Annotated in this window: 17 protein-coding genes; 14 read left to right on the forward strand and 3 right to left on the reverse strand. The window is 55.6% G+C overall.

Annotation, left to right across the window (positions count from 1 at the left end):
* The first annotated feature begins 60 nt into the window (after nucleotides 1–60).
* From C1J03_RS02515 to C1J03_RS02570, 12 genes are all read left to right on the forward strand, one after another.
* The gene (locus C1J03_RS02515) at nucleotides 61–642 is read left to right on the forward strand and encodes a TRAP transporter small permease (RefSeq protein ID WP_114883363.1); all 582 of its coding nucleotides are present in this window, start codon (nucleotides 61–63) and stop codon (nucleotides 640–642) included.
* Nucleotide 643: 1 nt separating this feature from the next.
* Nucleotides 644–1,963 (forward strand): TRAP transporter large permease, encoded by a 1,320-nt coding sequence (locus C1J03_RS02520; protein WP_114883365.1) that lies wholly within the window; start codon nucleotides 644–646, stop codon nucleotides 1,961–1,963.
* Between the two features lie 93 nt (nucleotides 1,964–2,056).
* A complete protein-coding gene (locus tag C1J03_RS02525) occupies nucleotides 2,057–3,595 on the forward strand; it encodes a benzoate-CoA ligase family protein (RefSeq protein WP_114883367.1) in 1,539 nt (512 codons plus the stop codon).
* Nucleotides 3,595–4,416 carry an alpha/beta fold hydrolase gene (locus C1J03_RS02530; RefSeq protein ID WP_114883369.1) on the forward strand — a complete coding sequence of 274 codons (822 nt, stop codon included), beginning with the start codon at nucleotides 3,595–3,597 and terminating at the stop codon, nucleotides 4,414–4,416. The genes C1J03_RS02525 and C1J03_RS02530 overlap by 1 nt, the downstream gene beginning before the upstream one ends.
* Nucleotides 4,409–4,858: a DUF309 domain-containing protein gene (locus tag C1J03_RS02535; protein WP_254694160.1), complete on the forward strand. Its 450-nt coding sequence runs from the start codon at nucleotides 4,409–4,411 to the stop codon at nucleotides 4,856–4,858. Before C1J03_RS02530 ends, C1J03_RS02535 begins: the two co-directional genes overlap by 8 nt.
* A gap of 108 nt (nucleotides 4,859–4,966) precedes the next feature.
* Entirely contained in the window at nucleotides 4,967–6,625 is a 1,659-nt protein-coding gene (boxC, locus tag C1J03_RS02540; RefSeq protein ID WP_114883371.1) for a 2,3-epoxybenzoyl-CoA dihydrolase, read from the forward strand.
* Nucleotides 6,626–6,666: 41 nt separating this feature from the next.
* On the forward strand, nucleotides 6,667–8,118 hold the full coding sequence (gene boxB, locus C1J03_RS02545) for a benzoyl-CoA 2,3-epoxidase subunit BoxB (protein ID WP_114883373.1): 1,452 nt from the start codon (nucleotides 6,667–6,669) through the stop codon (nucleotides 8,116–8,118).
* Nucleotides 8,119–8,172: 54 nt separating this feature from the next.
* Nucleotides 8,173–8,553, forward strand: coding sequence for a nuclear transport factor 2 family protein (locus C1J03_RS02550; protein WP_114883374.1), 381 nt, complete (start codon nucleotides 8,173–8,175; stop codon nucleotides 8,551–8,553).
* Nucleotides 8,554–8,562: 9 nt separating this feature from the next.
* The gene (boxA, locus tag C1J03_RS02555; protein WP_114883376.1) at nucleotides 8,563–9,741 is read left to right on the forward strand and encodes a benzoyl-CoA 2,3-epoxidase subunit BoxA; all 1,179 of its coding nucleotides are present in this window, start codon (nucleotides 8,563–8,565) and stop codon (nucleotides 9,739–9,741) included.
* Nucleotides 9,742–10,167, forward strand: coding sequence for an acyl-CoA thioesterase (locus C1J03_RS02560; RefSeq protein WP_114883379.1), 426 nt, complete (start codon nucleotides 9,742–9,744; stop codon nucleotides 10,165–10,167).
* A gap of 95 nt (nucleotides 10,168–10,262) precedes the next feature.
* A complete protein-coding gene (locus C1J03_RS02565) occupies nucleotides 10,263–11,165 on the forward strand; it encodes a helix-turn-helix transcriptional regulator (RefSeq protein ID WP_174234432.1) in 903 nt (300 codons plus the stop codon).
* Complete coding sequence (locus tag C1J03_RS02570; protein WP_114883381.1) at nucleotides 11,159–12,199, forward strand: 3-hydroxyacyl-CoA dehydrogenase family protein; 1,041 nt, start codon at nucleotides 11,159–11,161, stop codon at nucleotides 12,197–12,199. The genes C1J03_RS02565 and C1J03_RS02570 overlap by 7 nt, the downstream gene beginning before the upstream one ends.
* A gap of 60 nt (nucleotides 12,200–12,259) precedes the next feature.
* Here the strand turns inward: C1J03_RS02570 and C1J03_RS02575 are convergent, their stop codons facing one another.
* On the reverse strand, nucleotides 12,260–13,924 hold the full coding sequence (locus C1J03_RS02575) for an ABC transporter substrate-binding protein (RefSeq protein WP_114883384.1): 1,665 nt from the start codon (nucleotides 13,922–13,924) through the stop codon (nucleotides 12,260–12,262).
* A gap of 631 nt (nucleotides 13,925–14,555) precedes the next feature.
* On the opposite strand from C1J03_RS02575, the gene C1J03_RS02580 reads away from it, so the two are divergent.
* The gene (locus C1J03_RS02580) at nucleotides 14,556–15,005 is read left to right on the forward strand and encodes a MarR family winged helix-turn-helix transcriptional regulator (protein ID WP_114883386.1); all 450 of its coding nucleotides are present in this window, start codon (nucleotides 14,556–14,558) and stop codon (nucleotides 15,003–15,005) included.
* A gap of 42 nt (nucleotides 15,006–15,047) precedes the next feature.
* Nucleotides 15,048–15,911 carry a DMT family transporter gene (locus C1J03_RS02585; protein WP_114883388.1) on the forward strand — a complete coding sequence of 288 codons (864 nt, stop codon included), beginning with the start codon at nucleotides 15,048–15,050 and terminating at the stop codon, nucleotides 15,909–15,911.
* Here the strand turns inward: C1J03_RS02585 and C1J03_RS02590 are convergent.
* Together C1J03_RS02590 and rpmE are read right to left on the reverse strand one after the other, a co-directional pair.
* Nucleotides 15,908–16,717 (reverse strand): division plane positioning ATPase MipZ, encoded by an 810-nt coding sequence (locus C1J03_RS02590; protein ID WP_114883389.1) that lies wholly within the window; start codon nucleotides 16,715–16,717, stop codon nucleotides 15,908–15,910. The genes C1J03_RS02585 and C1J03_RS02590 overlap by 4 nt on opposite strands.
* 316 nt (nucleotides 16,718–17,033) lie before the next feature.
* Entirely contained in the window at nucleotides 17,034–17,255 is a 222-nt protein-coding gene (gene rpmE / locus C1J03_RS02595) for a 50S ribosomal protein L31 (RefSeq protein ID WP_114883390.1), read from the reverse strand.
* Between the last annotated feature and the right edge of the window lie 2 nt (nucleotides 17,256–17,257).

Below are 17,257 nucleotides of genomic sequence, written 5' to 3' on the forward strand. Positions count from 1 at the left end.
GGGCCTGTGCCGTCATACGCGGCGCAGGCCTATTTTTACGTCCAAGACCGGAGACAGCACATGCATCGCGCGATCCAGACCCTTGCCCGGGTTACTGCTTTGTTGGGAGGGGGCGTTCTGATCATTTTGATCGTGATGACAACGCTGTCCATTTCGGGCCGTGCGATCAACAAGTTGATGCATCAGACTTTTTTCCAAGAACAAATGGCCGGGTTTTCGAATTTCGTGTTGAACCTTGGCGTTTCCGAAATCCGTGGCAATTACGAATTGCTTGAGGCGGGTGTCGCTTTTTCAATCTTCTCTTTCTTGCCGCTGTGCCAGCTGCTTGGCGCGCATGCGAATGTCGATGTCTTTACGTCGTTCCTACCAGCACGCGCGAACCGTTGGATCGCGGCCTTTTGGGAGGTCGTTCTGGCCGCGGTGATTGTGCTGATCATCGTGCAGCTGTTCAGCGGCATGGAGCGCTATATTCGCAATGGCCAGACCACATTCTTTTTGCAGTTTCCGGTGTGGTGGGCCTATGCGCTGAGTTTTGCAGCAGGGGTCGTTGCGGTGATTGTCAGCATCTACTGCGCTATTATGCGTTTCGCGGAAGCGGTCCAAAACCGCAACCTTCTGCCGTCCGAAACCGGAGGGCACTGACATGACAAACCTAGAGCTGGGCTTTTGGTCCTTCCCTGTCCTTTTGTTGATGGTGTTTTTGCGCGCACCCATCGGGCTTGCGATGTTGCTTTGTGGGTTTGGGGGCTGGTTCATGGCGATGGGGGGTAATCCCACACCACTATTGGCCAAGATGAAATCCGAGACCTACACGACCTTCTCAAATTACTCGCTCAGCATCATTCCGATGTTTCTGTTGATGGGGCAATTTGCAACGTTGTCGGGCATGTCGAATGCCTTGTTCAAAGCCGCAGAGTCCTTTCTGGGCCACCGCCGGGGTGGTGTCGCTATGGCCGCTGTTGGGGCCTGTGCTGGATTTGGCGCGATCTGTGGCAGTTCATTGGCAACAGCGGCAACGATGTCCAAAGTCGCCCTGCCAGAGTTGCGCCGCTATGGGTATTCCGGTGGCTTTTCGACCGCGACGTTGGCGGCCGGTGGCACACTGGGCATTCTAATTCCGCCTTCGGTGATCTTGGTTATCTATGCGATCCTGACCGAGCAGAACATCGCCAAGCTGTTCCTCGCCGCCTTTGTGCCGGGGATCCTTGCGGCGATAGGCTACATCATCACCATCTCGATTTATGTGCGCCTGCACCCTGATGCAGCGGGCACGCGGCCGCCAATTCCCATGGCTGAGCGGTTCCGTGCGTTGGCTGATACATGGCCGGTCTTGGTGATCTTTTTCGTTGTTGTCGGCGGCATCTATCTGGGTTGGTTTACCCCGACCGAAGGGTCCGCGATCGGGGCTGCGGGCACGGGGTTGGTGGCGTTGGTGTCCGGCAGCCTAAACTGGGCGGTGCTGCGCGACAGCCTGTTAGGAACTGCCAAGACGACGGCGATGATCTTTTTCATCGTGTTGGGTGCTGGATTCTATAACGGATTTCTTGCCCTGTCGGGCGTGCCGCAATTTCTAGCCGATTGGGTTGTGAACCAAGGCTACAGCCCTTGGCTGGTGCTTTCGATCATCCTTGTCTTCTACCTGATCTTTGGGTGCCTGATGGACAGCCTGTCGATGATCCTGCTGACCGTGCCGATCTTCTTTCCAGTGATCTCAGCGATGGATTTCGGCATGACGCCAGAACATGTTGCGATCTGGTTCGGTATCCTCGTGCTCATTGTGGTTGAGGTGGGGCTAATTACGCCACCTGTGGGAATGAACTTATTTATCATCAACGCGATGGACCGCGAAACTCCGATGACTGAGACCTACAAAGCGGTGATGTATTTCGTAGGCTCTGACATTGTGCGTGTGGTGATACTGGTGATGTTCCCGTCAATAACGCTCTTCATCCTTGGCGGGTGATCTGCACTAAAGTGCAGACCGCGGTGATGTGCATTGCGACCTTCTGCCGCAATGTGCATCATAAAGCCTCTTTTAGGGTGGGGATGCAGATCTATGCTGACGGCTGAGGCAAACGCCGCGCGGTTCTTTGTGGACCGCCATTTGGATGAGGGACGTGGTGAAAAAGCCGCGTATCTGGAAGCCGAAACAGGGCGCAGCCTAAGTTATGCCCAACTCGCTGACGGATCTGGGCAGGTCGCAGGCGCGTTGGCGCGTGCTGGCATCAGGCCCGAAGAGCGGGTGGCGATGCTGGTTCTGGACCAAGTCGAATTTCCGCAAATATTCTGGGGCGCACTCAAGGCCGGGGTGATCCCCGTGCCGCTGAACACGCTGTTGGGCACAGACGTTTATGACATGATATTGCGCGACGCGCGTGCGTCGGCGCTGTTTATCTCCGATGCACTTTGGCTGACGGTCGAGCCCTTGTTGGCTGATAATCCCTATCTGCGACATGTGATCGTCATTGGCGATGCGCCCGAAGGAACAACGACCTACGATAGCTTTATCGACGAAGCGCCCGCGCAATCCGCGATCCCGGTCAATCCGGATGAGGTCGCGTTTTGGCTCTATTCCTCGGGCTCCACCGGACAGCCAAAGGGCGTGGCGCATGTGCACTCAGCCCTGCAGGCGACTGCGGATACTTACGGCGCGCAGGTGCTTGGCATCCGTGAAGACGAAGTCGTGTTGTCGGCGGCCAAATTCTTTTTCGCCTATGGGCTTGGCAATGCGATGACTTTCCCGCTTTCGGTTGGTGCGACGACGGTGTTGTTTGCTGGTCGTCCAACCCCGCAGGATATGCTTGCGACGATGGACGCGCATAAACCTTCGCTTTTTTGCGGTGTGCCGACGCTCTTTGCTGCGATGGTGGCCGAAATGGACAAGGCTGGCGTGCCCGACACGCCGCTTCGACTGTGCATCTCGGCAGGGGAGGCGTTGCCGGAAGATGTCGGTACCCGTTGGGAAAAACACACAGGTGTGGCGATCTTGGATGGTGTTGGCTCAACTGAGATGCTGCATATCTTTCTCAGCAACCGTATCGGTGATGTAGTTTATGGGACGTCGGGAGTGGCGGTGCCGGGATATGATCTGCGACTGGTGGATGAGACGGGTGCTGAGGTCCCTCCCGGTGAAGTTGGTGAGTTGTTGGTCAGTGGAGCATCTGCGGCCAATTGTTATTGGAACCAACGTGACAAGACGCGCCAGACCTTTGAGGGCATTTGGACCCGCACTGGCGACAAATACGAACGCCGCACCGATGGGCGGCTGATCTACTGTGGGCGCACAGATGACATGTTCAAGGTGTCAGGCATTTGGTTGTCTCCCTTTGAGGTCGAGAGCGCGTTGGCCGGGCACGAGGCGGTGCTAGAGGCCGCCGTTGTCGCAAAGCGTGACGCGGATGGCCTGGAGAAGCCAAAAGCGTTTGTTGTGCTGCAGACAGGTCAATCCGACGATGCCCTGATCGAGGCACTCAAAGCGCATGTGAAAGATAAAATCGGCAAATGGAAATATCCGCGTTGGATCGACGTGGTCGACGAATTGCCCAAGACGGCGACGGGTAAAATACAGCGTTTCAAACTTCGAGAGGGCAACTAATGGCGAGCTGGACACAGGCGGCAGGTGCAACACTTAAGGCCGGCGGACACGCCTTGGAATATCGATGCTGGGGCCCAACCCCTGAGCAGGCCCCGACGTTGGTGTTGTTGCATGAAGGATTGGGATCAGTGGCATTGTGGCGCGACCTGCCGCAAAAACTGGTGGATGCTACCGGTTTTGGCGTCTTGGCCTATAGCCGGGCGGGATATGGCCAGTCAGAGCTCGCCACATTGCCGCGTCCGCTAGATTACATGACCCAAGAAGCTCATGTTCTGGGGTCGGTTATGGATGCAGTCGGGGTCAGCCAAGCCGTGCTGTTGGGGCACTCAGACGGGGCCACCATTGCTGCGATCTATGGGGGGTCAGTGTCGGACATGCGGGTGCGGGGGTTGATCCTGATGGCACCGCATTTCTTTGCGGAAACAAGCGGGATCGATGCGATCCGAGTTGTCGGTGATACCTACCGAACCGGCGATCTACGCGAGCGGCTTGCTCCGTATCACGCGGATGTCGACGTGACGTTCAATGGTTGGCATGACGTCTGGACCGATCCTGGGTTTATCGCCAATTGGAACGTCGCGGATAACATTGACCATTGGCGCATTCCGGTACTTGCGATCCAAGGGCTTGGCGATGAATACGGCACGACTGCACAGATTTCAGAAATAGAAGATCGCATCTATTCGCCGCTTGAAATCGTACTGCTTGAGGGCTGCGGGCATAGTCCTCACCTTGATCAACCCGCACAAACGTTGGAAGCGATCACCGCGTTTACAGCACGGCTGGATCGGTTGGAGCGTGAAGAGGCTCGTTTTGGCTGAACAAGGGGGAATTTCCTGGCCACCCTACGCCTATGTGCCGGGCCTGAATGCGCGGCACCCCGAGGGGTACTTTGACGCGCAAAAGGCGGATGTGAAGCCCGGAATGTCCCCGCGAAATCTGGCGGAGAGCCGAGCCTTTGCCATCGGCCGGGCGTATTTTGATGCTGGATTTTTCTGGGAATGTCACGAGGTGCTTGAAGCTGTTTGGTTGGTCACAACGCCTGCCTCGCCCGAGCGTGAAATAGTTCAGGCGTTGATCCAGCTGGCGAATGCCCGGCTCAAGCTGTTGATGGAACGACCAAAGGCGGCGCTCCGGCTTTGTGATATTGTTGAGGCTCACATCGCGCAGCTAGGGGGCACGAATCTGATCATGGGGGTGGAGCAAGGTGCCTTGCTGGATGAGTTGAGACAGACCCGATCCGCAGCAAAGGCTGAGATATAGTGCATTAAACTGAATTATAATGCGTCTTATTGCATAAATGGCTCCGTTTACCACTAAGAATTTAGAACTATAATACAGCAGGGCAGTTACCCGAAAAAGGACACACCCATGACCAAAGTCATCGATTTTCAAACAAACCCCAGCAGCTATCGCCATTGGAAAGTCGCGTATGATGGGCCGGTGGCGAACCTATATATGGATGTGGACGAAAACGGTGGGCTGTTTGAGGGCTATGAACTTAAGCTGAACAGCTACGATTTGGGAGTAGATATTGAACTGGCCGATGTTGTGCAGCGGATGCGTTTCGAGCATCCGCAGGTCAAGGTTGTGGTGATGCAGTCGGCCAAGGAAAAGGTCTTTTGCGCAGGTGCGAATATCCGCATGTTGGGCGGGGCGGAGCATAGTCATAAGGTCAATTTTTGCAAATTCACAAATGAGACCCGCAACACCTTTGAAACAGCGCTGGCTGATAGCGGTCAGAATTATATCTGCGCGGTCAAAGGGGCCTGTGCGGGGGGCGGTTATGAATTGGCGTTGGCGTGTAATCACATCATGCTGACCGACGACAGCACGTCGTCTGTGTCGCTTCCTGAGGTGCCACTGCTTGCCGTTTTGCCCGGTACTGGCGGGCTGACCCGTGTGACGGACAAGCGCAAAGTGCGGCGCGATCTGGCGGATGTATTCTGTGCGACCGAAGAAGGCGTGAAGGGCAAACGGGCCGTTCAATGGCGGTTGGTGGATGAAGTAATCCCAAACTCGAAATTTGACGAAACAGTGGTGGTGCGGGCGCGTGAAATGGCTGCGGCGTCTGACAAACCGGACGTAGCGGAAGGGATCATCTTGACCCCGCTGACACGCAGTTTTTCTGAAGATGGCGTGAGCTATTCGTCGGTGGAAGTGACGCTGGACCGCGGCGGTCGACGCGCGACTGTCACGGTCAAAGGGCCGGATGCGGACGCGCCCCCGAATATGGCTGCCTTTGAGGCGGAAGGGGCCGAGGCGTGGATCTTGCGCTGTGCCCGCGAGTTAGACGACGCGATTTTACACCTTCGCAACAATGAAAAAGAACTAGGTTTGATCGAATTTCAGACCCAAGGCGACCCAAGCCGCGTCATGGCTCATGAGGCGTTGATGTTGGACAACAAAGATCACTGGCTGGCGCGCGAAGTTTTGCAATACTGGAAGCGTGTGCTGAAGCGGGTGGATATGACCTCGCGCAGTCTGGTGGCAATTGTCGAGCATGGCAGCTGTTTTGCCGGGCCTTTGGCCGAACTTCTGTGGGCCGTCGATCGTAGCTATATGATGCTCGAAGATTTTGAAGGCGACAATCGCGAGACTGCGGTGATCACGATGTCCTTGGGCAATTTTGGCAACTACCCAATGGGCAATGATCTGACCCGGTTGGAGACGCGCTTTCTGGGCACACCAGAGCAGGTTGAGAAACTGAAGAGCTCAACCGGGACGCCGCTTGAGGCGGATGATGCCGAAGAGTTGGGTCTGATCACTTACGCCTACGACGATATCGATTGGGAAGACGAAGTGCGGCTGTTCATGGAAGAGCGGGCAAGCTTTTCTCCGGATGCAATGACCGGCATGGAGGCCAATCTCCGTTTTGCCGGCCCAGAGACGATGGAAACGCGGATCTTTGGCCGATTGACCGCGTGGCAGAACTGGATTTTTCAACGCCCCAACGCTGTGGGTGACGACGGTGCATTGCAGCGTTATGGCACCGGCGTGCGCGGTAAATACAACATGGAACGTGTGTGACGGACGGGGCTTTGCGCCCTTCTTCAAACAGGAGAATTAAAATGCTGGATCTGATTAACGTAAGCTATGACACGCAAATCCCTAACAATGTGGGGCTGAGCGAGGACAAGAAAGTGCTCAAGGCGCTGGAGAAATGGCATCCCGGTTATATCAACTGGTGGAACGACCTGATCCCGCAGAATTTCCAAGAGAGCATGGTTTATCTGCGCACCGCCGTCAGCGTGGACCCCAAAGGCTGGGCGAAATTCGACTACGTTAAGATGCCGGAATACCGCTGGGGTGTCTTGTTGGCTCCGAAGGTTGAAGATCGTAAAATTCCTATGGGTGAGCATCTGGGCGAGCCTGCGTGGCAGGAGGTGCCAGGCGAATACCGTAACATGCTCAAGCGTTTGATCGTGATCCAAGGCGACACAGAGCCGGGGTCGGTTGAACAGCAGCGGTTTTTGGGCCTGACCGCCCCGTCGCTTTATGACATGCGCAATCTGTTCCAGGTGAACGTCGAAGAGGGGCGGCACCTTTGGGCGATGGTCTATCTGCTGCAGAAGTACTTTGGCCGTGATGGCCGCGAAGAAGCGGATGATCTGCTGGTCCGGTCTTCGGGATCCGAGGACAGCCCGCGTATGCTGGGTGCCTTCAACGAGGAAACGCCGGACTGGCTTTCTTTCTTCATGTTCACCTATTTCACAGACCGCGATGGTAAGATGCAGCTCGAAAGCCTTGCGCAATCGGGGTTCGATCCGTTGTCACGCACGTGCCGCTTTATGCTGACCGAAGAGGCACACCACATGTTTGTGGGCGAAACCGGTGTGGGACGTACGATTCAAGCGACGCTGGAGGCGATGAACGCGAATGGCATCACGGACCCATACGACATTGATAAAATCCGTGATCTCGGGGTGATTGACCTGCCAACGATCCAGAAAAAGTTGAACCTGCATTATACACTCAGCCTTGATCTGTTTGGTCGGGAGGTTTCGACCAACGCGGCCAATGCGTTCAACTACGGCATCAAAGGGCGCTACATGGAGATGCGGATCGATGATGATCACAAGTTGCAGGGGGATACCTATCCGGTGACTTCGATCAAGGACGGGAAAATCCTGACCGAAGACGTGCCGGCCCTGACAGCGATTAACATGCGTCTGCGTGACGATTATGTGCGCGATGCCGCGGGCGGCGTGGGCCGCTGGAACAAGTTAATCCAAAAATCTGGAATCGAATTTGCACTAAAGCTGCCGCATGAGGGCTTTCACCGTCAGATCGGTGTTTTCTCGGAGGTTGCTGTGGATCCTGATGGCGAGATCATTTCCACTGATGAATGGCAAAAACGCCAACCGGAATGGCTGCCGACCAAAGCGGATGGCGATTACATCCAATCCTTGATGAAGCCTTGCTACGAGCCGGGCAAATACGCATCGTGGATTGCGGCACCAAAAGTGGGTATCGATAATAAGCCGGGTGATTTTGAGTACGTGCAGCTGCACATGGCATAGTCGCGGGGTTCAGCGCGGCACGACCCGCTGGCGCGCTGATACAAGGAGATGACCATGCCAGATATTAAGGCAAACAAAGCTAATGCGGTGGCTTTCTATGAGCAGATGTTCAACGCCTGCGAACCGCGAGAGGCGATCGCGGCTTATGTGGGGGACGACTACATCCAGCACAACCCACATGTGGCGAATGGCAAAGAGGGCTTTATCGCATATTTTGAAAAGATGGCGGCGGAGTATCCGGGCAAGCGGGTTGAGGTGAAGCGCGTGGTTGGTGAGGGTGATTTCGTTGTGTTGCACTGTCATCAGGTCTGGCCAGACGAAGAATATGCGGGCATCGATATTTTCCACTTTGACGCCAACGGCAAGATTGTTGAGCATTGGGATGTTTTGCAGACCTTGCCGGAACATAGCGCCCATGCGAACGGGATGTTTTAAAGGAGCGATATGAATACGCCTGTCAAACAGCACCTCATCGATCCGGAAATCTGTATCCGGTGCTATACTTGTGAAATGACCTGTCCACTTAACGCGATTGAGCATGACGATAACAACGTCGTGGTGAATGCTGATCTGTGCAATTTTTGCATGGATTGCGTCCCAGTTTGCCCTACAGGTTCGATCGATGAATGGCGTGTTGTGGCCACCCCCTATAGCTTGGCAGAGCAATACGAGATGGAAGAGCTGCCGGGTCAACAAGATATTGAGGCAGCACCCACATCTGCGGGTGAAGCCGCTGATGATCCGGTGGCTGCTTTACTTGCCGAAGCGCATAAGGGGGCCGGTGGCAAGGCCCGCGCGCCTGTCAGTGCGGGCAAGCCTGTCGTCAATATGTACACCCTAGGCAAGCCCGCGAAGATGAGTGTTCAAGGCAACTACCGACTGACCGATGATCCTGACCATGACGTGCGCCACATTATCCTTGATCCCGGTGCATTGCCCTTTCCGGTGTTAGAAGGGCAATCGGTGGGCATCATTCCTCCTGGTGAGGATGCCGACGGCAAGCCGCATCTGCCGCGGCTTTATTCCGTCTCGAGCCCCCGCGATGGCGAGCGTCCCGGCTACAAAAACATCTCGTTGACGGTTAAGCGAGAAGACGGCGGCTTGGCCTCGAACTATCTATGCGATTTGGCGCAAGGTGACGCGGTCAATGTCACCGGCCCTTTTGGCGCGACATTCTTGATGCCCAATGCATCGGATGCGCGGATGCTGCTTATATGCACGGGCACCGGATCTGCGCCCATGCGGGCTTTTACCATGCAACGCCAGCGCGCTGCTGCGTCAGGTGGCATGACGATGTTCTTTGGCGCGCGTACCCCCAACAGCTTGCCGTATTTTGGTCCTCTCAAAAAAGTGCCGGAATCTTTGCTGAAGCAGCATTTGGTGTTCAGCCGACTGGAGGATGCGGACAAGGAATACGTCCAAGACCGCATTATCGCTGAGCAGGACGAGGTTGCTGAGATGCTGAGCGACGCCAAGACCCACATCTATATCTGTGGCTTGCGCGGCATGGAAGACGGCGTCGAAAAGGCTATGACTTCAATCGCTGAATCGATGGGCGAACAATGGACCGCCTTGCGCGATGCTATGCGTGAAGATGGCCGCTACCATGTGGAAACCTACTGAATGACTGATACGCCGTTTGTGCACCCGATCAATGTAACTTGGGGTGACTGCGACCCTGCGCGGATCGCTTATACTGCGCGCCTGCCGTGGTTCGCGCTCGACGCAATCAATGCATGGTGGGAACATCATTTTGAGGGCGATGGTTGGTTCCAGCTTGAGGTTGATCGCAATATTGGCACGCCATTTGTCAATCTATCGATGGATTTCCGGAGCCCCGTGACCCCGCGCCACACGCTGTTGTGTGAAACCTATCCGACAAGGCTGGGTGAAAAATCAATCACCTTTGGGATGAAAGGGAGGCAGGATGGCACGCTTTGCTTTGAGGGGAGCTTTACCTGCGTCTTTACCGTGGCAGATGCGTTCAAAAGCCAACCGGCTCCGGCCGAATTGCGCGTGGTGATCGAGCCGTTGATCCGCGCGGGTTAGGTGCCACATCAAAAACGGCCATTAATCCAGCTTTATGCAAAATAATGTGATGTTTGTGGGGTGAGTTTGCAAAATGTTGCACTATCATACTTCTTATGAAAAATCTGACTGATCCCTCTACGGACATCGATGCTGGCGCGCAGATGATCGCGCGGCTGGCCCTGCGGGTCCGCGAAGCCCGCAAATCGCGGGGATTGCCGCGGCGCACTCTTTCGGAGATGTCTGGCGTTTCGACACGCTATCTTGCGCAGCTTGAGGCTGGCGAGGGCAACATATCTGTCATGCTTCTGCAACGTGTCGCCCGGGCGTTGGATGTGCAAATTGAGATGTTGCTGGCCGAAGATGCTCCGTGGGACCGTGATGTTGCGCGTGTCGCAACGCTTTATCGGCAGGCCCCGGCTGATATGCAGCAACAGGTCCGTACTATGCTGTCGCCGCAAAACCCTACACTGCTTCGGGCGGGACGGGTGTGCCTGATCGGGTTACGCGGTGCGGGAAAATCCACGTTGGGTGCAATGGCGGGCGACGTTTTGGGCATGCCCTTTGTCGAGCTCAACAAGGAAATCGAAACAGATACCGGCATGCCGCTTAAAGATGTGATGGCGATGTATGGCACCGACGGATACCGCCGTCTGGAGGCCGATGCGTTGGATCGTGTTGCTTTGCGGCATGACCGGATGATCCTCGCCGTAGCGGGTGGGATCGTTGCAGAGGAGGCAACGTATGGTCGGTTGTTGGAGCGGTTTCATACCGTCTGGATCCGCACCACCCCGGCCGAACATATGCAGAGGGTGCGCGCTCAAGGTGATCTGCGGCCGATGCAGGGAAATCCCTCGGCAATGGCACAGTTGAAAGCGCTGTTAGAAGATCGCACACCGCTTTATCAAAAAGCGGAAGCGCAGATAAATACCTCCAACCGGACGCCGCGCAGCTCGCTCAATGACCTGATGACGATTATCTCAACCAAGCAATTCTTAGGAGCCGGCAACGCGTGCTAGGCGACGATAGGGCGGCTATTAAATCGGTTTTGGTACAGGTGACGAACAGTGAGCTCTCAGGATTTGGGAAGCGTTGTGCGCAGGCTGGGCTAAGCGTCACGTTCACTGCTGAAGATACCTTTGAGGCAGAGCGATTGCGTCACATGTTTCGGGCGCTGCCAGATGTCGACGTCGTTCTAGATCAGACTGTTTTGCAGGCCCCTGATGTTGTGATCTCATTGCAGCGACCGCCTTGGCCAGACGCGCTTTGGTTATGCCCGTCGCCACCATCTCAGGCTCCCACTGGTGCCATTCCGATCCATTTCCATGATGACTTGGCCGAAGCTGCGTTCGATTGTGCGTCTGGCGCGGATGTTGCCTTAGCAAAGGGGTTTTTTGATCAGCTGGGGTTTGCAGTTGTTGTCTGTGCCAATGGTGCCGATCGCTTTGCTGGGCTTGCATTGCTGGACGCTGCTGTGGCGCTGGGAGACCGTCTGTTGCTGATGGGAGCTTTGCCTTGGGAGTTGGATGCAGCGCTTAAAGTTGCGGGATACGCTACGGGTCTATTTGCCGCGCAAGATATTGCCGGGCTAACGGGTGGATACGCGCGCCGTACAGCGGCAGGAGCTTCACCGTTGCTCGTTACTGACCGGATGGTGCGCGAGGGGCGTCATGGCCGTGCTGTCGGTGTCGGCTGGTACCGCTATCCCGGTGGCGGTGGCGCGGTTATTGATCCGCTGATCGAAGACATGATCGTGGAAGAGGCGTATTTTGCAAAGTTGAGGCGGGGCGTATTGTTGGACAAAGATGCGGTGCATTATCTGACGTTGGGGTTGGCCTGTGCCGGTGCTGGTTTGATTGCGGATGGTACCGCAAGCAGTGGCGCTGACGTTGATGCCCTCTGCGCTGCTCTTGCCGGTTTGCCACCGCAAGGCTGCATGGCTGTTATTGCAGGCATCCCGATCAAAGAGGTCGAGCGGACGTTGGACGTGTTTGCCACGGATGATCTGGCGTTGTGGGGGCATGACTCGTTGCTGCGCTATTTACGAGGCTGAATGCGCAAAGAAAAAGGGCCGCGAAGAACGCAGCCCTTTCTATTGTTTATGTAGGTTTTATTAGGTCCAAGCCATCCGCGCAGGATGGTATTCAAACCCGATGTGGTGTCCAGCACCGACAAGGCCAGTCTTGGTGTGGTTATAAAGCGAGCGCCAGTAAGGCTGGATCGTCACGCCTTCTTCTTGGATCATCGCTTGACCTTCGGCCATCATGGCACGACGTTTTTCGACGTCAGGTGTGGCAAGTGCCTTTTCCAGCAGAGCATCGAATTCTGCATTGGACCAGCCAAACTCGTTCCATGCTTCACCACTGCGGTAGGCAAGTGCCCAGATCTGAACGCCCAAAGGACGCGCGTTCCAGTTGGTCGACGAGAACGGATACTTTGCCCAGTCATTCCAGAACGTGGAACCCGGCAAGATCGTCCGCTTGACCTTGATACCAGCGTCGCGCAATTGCGCAGCGACAGCGTCAGTGGTGTCTTTGCGCCATGCATCGTCGATAGACATCAACTCATGCTCGTAGTCAGCCATGCCGGCTTCTTCCATCAGCGCTTTTGCCCCGGCAGGATCAACCTTGCGTGGTGCAATTTCTGCAAACTCCGGGTGCATTGGACCAACATGGTGGTTGTCCGCGACCAGACCGCGCCCGGCATTGCCGAGCTCGAGCAGGATCCCGTTGTCCACGGCCATTGCGATGGCCTGACGTACGCGCTTGTCTTCGTAAGGCTTCTTGCCATCGACTTCGGCCAATTGGTTTGGACGGATAACAATTGTCGCCGCTGTGGCGATCGTGTTTTCCTGCCAACCATCAAGGCTGTTCATGATGTCGATAAATTCGCCTTCCATGGAATAGAAAGCATCCACCTCTTCGGCTTCTGCAGCAGCAATCCAAGCTGATGGATCGGTGCCGTAGTCGACGTATTCCAGACGGTCGATGTAGGGTCCGCCCGAAACTTCAGTGCCCCACCACGTGTGGTCAGCGTTTTTGACCAACACAGCTTTGACACCGACTTCGAGTGTTTCTGGCAGATAAGCGCCTGTACCGATTGGGTTTTCGAGCATCGTTTCAGCATCAAAAGAGCTGTGCACGATGGCGGCAGGATAGTCAGCCATGCCTGGGATCAACGTGATATCTGGACGTGGCAGGTTCAGCTTGATGGTGTGGGTATCCACAACTTCGATGGCACCTTCGATTGCGACGCCTGTGGCCTCATCGATCAGCGTAGCAAAACGGCCCGCCATGGAGTTGCCTTCGAGTGCTTTGTCACACCAGCCAGTAATGTTGCGTGCAACGTCATCGGCAGTAAAGTCGTCGCCATTGTTCCACTTGACGCCTTTGCGAACATTCAAAGTATATTCGGTCGCATCGTCGTTGATTTCCCAGCTTTCGAGCAGCGCTGGTGTGAAGGTACCGTCGTTTTCCCAGATGGCGAGATACTCAAGCCAACCACGTGTGAAGTTGGCGATCTGGCTCCAGTCATATGTGCGTGGGTCTTTGAGTGCGCGCACTTCTTGTTGCATGCGAACGGTGCCACCTTCTTTGTGACCATCTGCATATGCGGGTGCTGCAAGACCCAGCATTGAATATGCAGTCGCAGCTGTCGCGCCGAATGCGCTGGCGATCGCAAGGAATTCGCGGCGATTGACTGGGTCTTTCTTCGCAGCTTCTGCACTGTCGAGTACAGATTGCGGTAGGGGTTTTCCGGTACGGGACGTAAAATTCATGGTCTTCCTCTCTGTTGGCGCGGCGTTGTAAGAGGTGCCGCAACGCGTGCCCTAGTTTTGATCTAGGTTTCATAACGCAGGTGATCTGCTGTATTGCACTCTTATATAGGTAAGTGCTGCGCAACCTTCAAACAGTCACGCCAATTAGGTCAAGTATATCTTGTCAGTGGTCCTTGCAGGGCGGGGCGGCAAGCCGCAGATGTTTGCGTACCGTGTGCGCTAACATTTACGCTGTACGGGTGGTTTTGGGCCGAAAACGACATTGGCACCCCCTATAGTGTCGCGCGTTTGTCCGTCTCGCAATCCGCCCACTTGGAATTCAACGAGAAATTTACATCCTCGTTCCGTAGGGTAACCGAGAGATTGTTGGCATTGCTATTGGGTTAAGCAGTCAAAGTTAACCGACGCGTTCCGATTCTAAACCCAGACGCACTCGAGACAATGGGTCCCGCCAGAAGAGAGCCGAGTGCCTTGGGCAGGACGTTTGGCCCAAGTTGTTTCGTTTGACGGGCTGCATCTCGGACATCCGCGCCGCACTTTCGATTTAAGCAAACTACGCGAGGTGCATTTTGCGCGGGTGCCACCTAGGGTTTGACCATCTGGTAGCTGTGCAATAGTTGTTTTTGTAACAATGAAGCGAGCTTTGTCTGTGACCGACCCCAAGTTTGATCTGACTAAATTCCTCCCTTACCTGCTCAACCAAGCGGCTGAGGCATCAAGCCTTGAATTCCAGCGCCACTATAAAGGTCGCTACGGGATGTTGCGCACTGAATGGCGGGTTTTGTTTCATCTGGGCCTTTATGGGCGGATGACGGCCAGCGACATTGGTGCGCGTGCCAAAATGCACAAGACAAAGATCAGCCGTGCAGTTCAACGGTTGGCCGAACAACGGTTCCTGACACGCACCCGCGACAAAGGGGATCGCCGGGTGGAACATCTGGAGCTGACTGCGCAAGGCCGCAAGGCGTATAGCGATTTGAGTTCGGTTGCGGCGCGGTATGACAATGCACTGGCTTCGCAGTTTACCGAGCAAGAGATGGAAATCCTGCGCCGGGCGTTGTTGAAGCTAGGCGCGGATTAGAAGGCGCTTTACTCGGGTCCTAAAACCCGGCACCGATACCCGATGACTGATCACGCCAAAGGCCTTTTAATCACTATACTTGGCGTGTTGTTCGTTATTCCCGACAGCTTGTTTGTGCGTCTGATCGATGCGGATGCGCTGACGATAGCGTTTTGGCGGATGCTGAACTCTGGTCTGATTATCGGGCTTGGCATGTTGCTCTTGCAAGGCCTTAGCCCGTTCAAAGCAGTGCTTGGGACGGGCTGGAACGGCATCATCTACGGAGTTTGTACCGGGATCAGCGGTGTGCTGTTTGTGCTGGCGATAAGCCTCACGTCGGTTGCAAATGTTGTATTTATTATCGCGTCGATGCCGATATTTGCGAGCCTGTTCAGTCGCATGTTCCTAGGTGAGCCGATCACGCAGCGGATGGTGCTGACTATCCTTGCTGTTGTCGCGGGGCTGGGGATCATTGCCTACGGTTCAGGCGAGACCGCAGGTGCCTCGTGGCAAGGTGATCTGTTGGCGGTAGGTGTCTCCGCCTGCTTTGCGGCTGGCCTGACAGCGGCGCGCGGGGTCAAACATGTGTCGATGGTCGCAGCTTTGCCGATGTCCTACGTGGCCGTCGCAGTAATGATCGCGCCCTTTGCGGCACCATTGAACCTGCCGGTAGATGTGGCACCGCTGCTCGCCGGGCACGCAGGGTTCATTGTGATTGCTTCGATATTTCTCGCACTTGGGCCGCGCTATATTACTAGCGCCGAAGTGTCGTTGCTGGTGCTGGTTGAAAGCGTGTGCGCCCCCGTGTTGGTTTGGGCCGTGTTGGGTGAAGACCCAGGGGGATGGGCGCTGATAGGCGGCGCTGTTGTGCTGGGCGCGCTCTTTATGTCGAACCTGTGGGTGCTGATGCGCCGGCGTCGTTCCTAGAAATCAGCTGTAACGCCGGGCAGGTTCAGGGACTTTACCAAGTCACGCAATTCTTGTCGTGCAGCCACATTCGAGATGTTGAGCTGCTTGACCCCAATGTCTTTGAGATCCAGCAAAGTTAGGCCGCGCGGGAAAAGTTCACGGAAAATAACACGCTCATTAAAACCAGGCGCGATGCGAAAGCCGATGCGCTTTGAAAGCGCGTTGATCACGTGCTCCATCTTTTCTTTGTTGACCATGCGCTGTGCGCCCATGCGATTGCGCACAACGACCCAGTCAATGGGGGGCAGGCCGGCTTGTGCCCGCAGTTGCCGCGCATTCCAAACCATCTCGGAATAAACTGACGGGCCAGTGATTTTTTCGCCCGATGCATCGGTGTGCGCCAACAGGTCAAAATCGATAAAGCTATCGTTCAGCGGCGTCACAAGCGTATCGGCCAGCGAATGGGCAACTTGGCTCAGACGGGTGTGCGAACCCGGGCAATCGATGAGAATGAAATCGTTGTTGGGTTCCAATTCCGCCACGGCAGCGGAAAGGCGATGATCATAGATGTTCTCGCCGGGCTTTAGCGTCGCGGGATCAATCTCAGGAAGCTCATGTGCTTGGGGGCTGGGCAGGTCGAGGCCGGATTCTTTCATGAAGGCTTTGCGGTTGTCCACATAGCGCCCAAATGTGCGTTGCCGCAGGTCCAGATCCAGTGCGCTGACGCTGTGACCCATACGGGCCAGCGCCGTGGCGAGGTGCATGGAAACCGTAGATTTCCCCGCTCCGCCTTTTTCGTTCCCGACGACGATAATATGCGCCATGCTCTTGTCCCTCTGTCGCCAGCCCTTGGTGGGCGGCCTTATTCGCGCCACTATATGTGGGGTTTGAACATTTGGGAAGCGTTCAGGCGTGGGTTTAATGGGGTGTGGCGCATATGCGATGTAAAAAACACGCATCCGAATGGGCAAGGTTCTTGGTTGGGTGAATGGTGCGCCGCTCAAGCTGGTGGTGCTGGGTCGGTCGTTGTCACACTACGACTTGGAGTGTGACAACACGATAGGCCGTCACGTTTCCCCTCAAAACGCAAAAGGCGCAGCCCCTCGGGACCGCGCCTTTTCTTGTTCAGAGGTAGAGACTTTAGAAGCCAAGACCTGCGTACTTGTTCTTGAACTTCGACACGCGTCCGCCAGTGTCCATAAGGCGGCCAGAAGCGCCAGTCCAGGCTGGGTGCACTGTAGGGTCGATATCAAGCGACAGCTGGTCGCCTTCTTTGCCCCATGTCGATTTCATCTGAAGGATCGTACCGTCGGTCATCTTGACGTTGATCGTGTGGTATTCGGGATGTGTATCGGTTTTCATCG

Origin of the sequence: Sulfitobacter sp. SK012 (assembly GCF_003352085.1) — a bacterium.
GTDB lineage: Bacteria > Pseudomonadota > Alphaproteobacteria > Rhodobacterales > Rhodobacteraceae > Sulfitobacter.

Bases quoted from the DNA above. Each gene is read 5' to 3' on its own strand.
- C1J03_RS02515 (WP_114883363.1), top strand. From the start codon at position 61: ATGCATCGCGCGATCCAGACCCTTGCCCGGGTTACTGCTTTGTTGGGA.
- C1J03_RS02520 (WP_114883365.1), top strand. From the start codon at position 644: ATGACAAACCTAGAGCTGGGCTTTTGGTCCTTCCCTGTCCTTTTGTTG.
- C1J03_RS02525 (WP_114883367.1), top strand. From the start codon at position 2,057: ATGCTGACGGCTGAGGCAAACGCCGCGCGGTTCTTTGTGGACCGCCAT.
- C1J03_RS02530 (WP_114883369.1), top strand. From the start codon at position 3,595: ATGGCGAGCTGGACACAGGCGGCAGGTGCAACACTTAAGGCCGGCGGA.
- boxC (WP_114883371.1), top strand. From the start codon at position 4,967: ATGACCAAAGTCATCGATTTTCAAACAAACCCCAGCAGCTATCGCCAT.
- boxB (WP_114883373.1), top strand. From the start codon at position 6,667: ATGCTGGATCTGATTAACGTAAGCTATGACACGCAAATCCCTAACAAT.
- C1J03_RS02550 (WP_114883374.1), top strand. From the start codon at position 8,173: ATGCCAGATATTAAGGCAAACAAAGCTAATGCGGTGGCTTTCTATGAG.
- boxA (WP_114883376.1), top strand. From the start codon at position 8,563: ATGAATACGCCTGTCAAACAGCACCTCATCGATCCGGAAATCTGTATC.
- C1J03_RS02560 (WP_114883379.1), top strand. From the start codon at position 9,742: ATGACTGATACGCCGTTTGTGCACCCGATCAATGTAACTTGGGGTGAC.
- C1J03_RS02565 (WP_174234432.1), top strand. From the start codon at position 10,263: ATGAAAAATCTGACTGATCCCTCTACGGACATCGATGCTGGCGCGCAG.
- C1J03_RS02575 (WP_114883384.1), bottom strand. From the start codon at position 13,924: ATGAATTTTACGTCCCGTACCGGAAAACCCCTACCGCAATCTGTACTC.
- C1J03_RS02580 (WP_114883386.1), top strand. From the start codon at position 14,556: ATGAAGCGAGCTTTGTCTGTGACCGACCCCAAGTTTGATCTGACTAAA.
- C1J03_RS02585 (WP_114883388.1), top strand. From the start codon at position 15,048: ATGACTGATCACGCCAAAGGCCTTTTAATCACTATACTTGGCGTGTTG.
- C1J03_RS02590 (WP_114883389.1), bottom strand. From the start codon at position 16,717: ATGGCGCATATTATCGTCGTCGGGAACGAAAAAGGCGGAGCGGGGAAA.
- rpmE (WP_114883390.1), bottom strand. From the start codon at position 17,255: ATGAAAACCGATACACATCCCGAATACCACACGATCAACGTCAAGATG.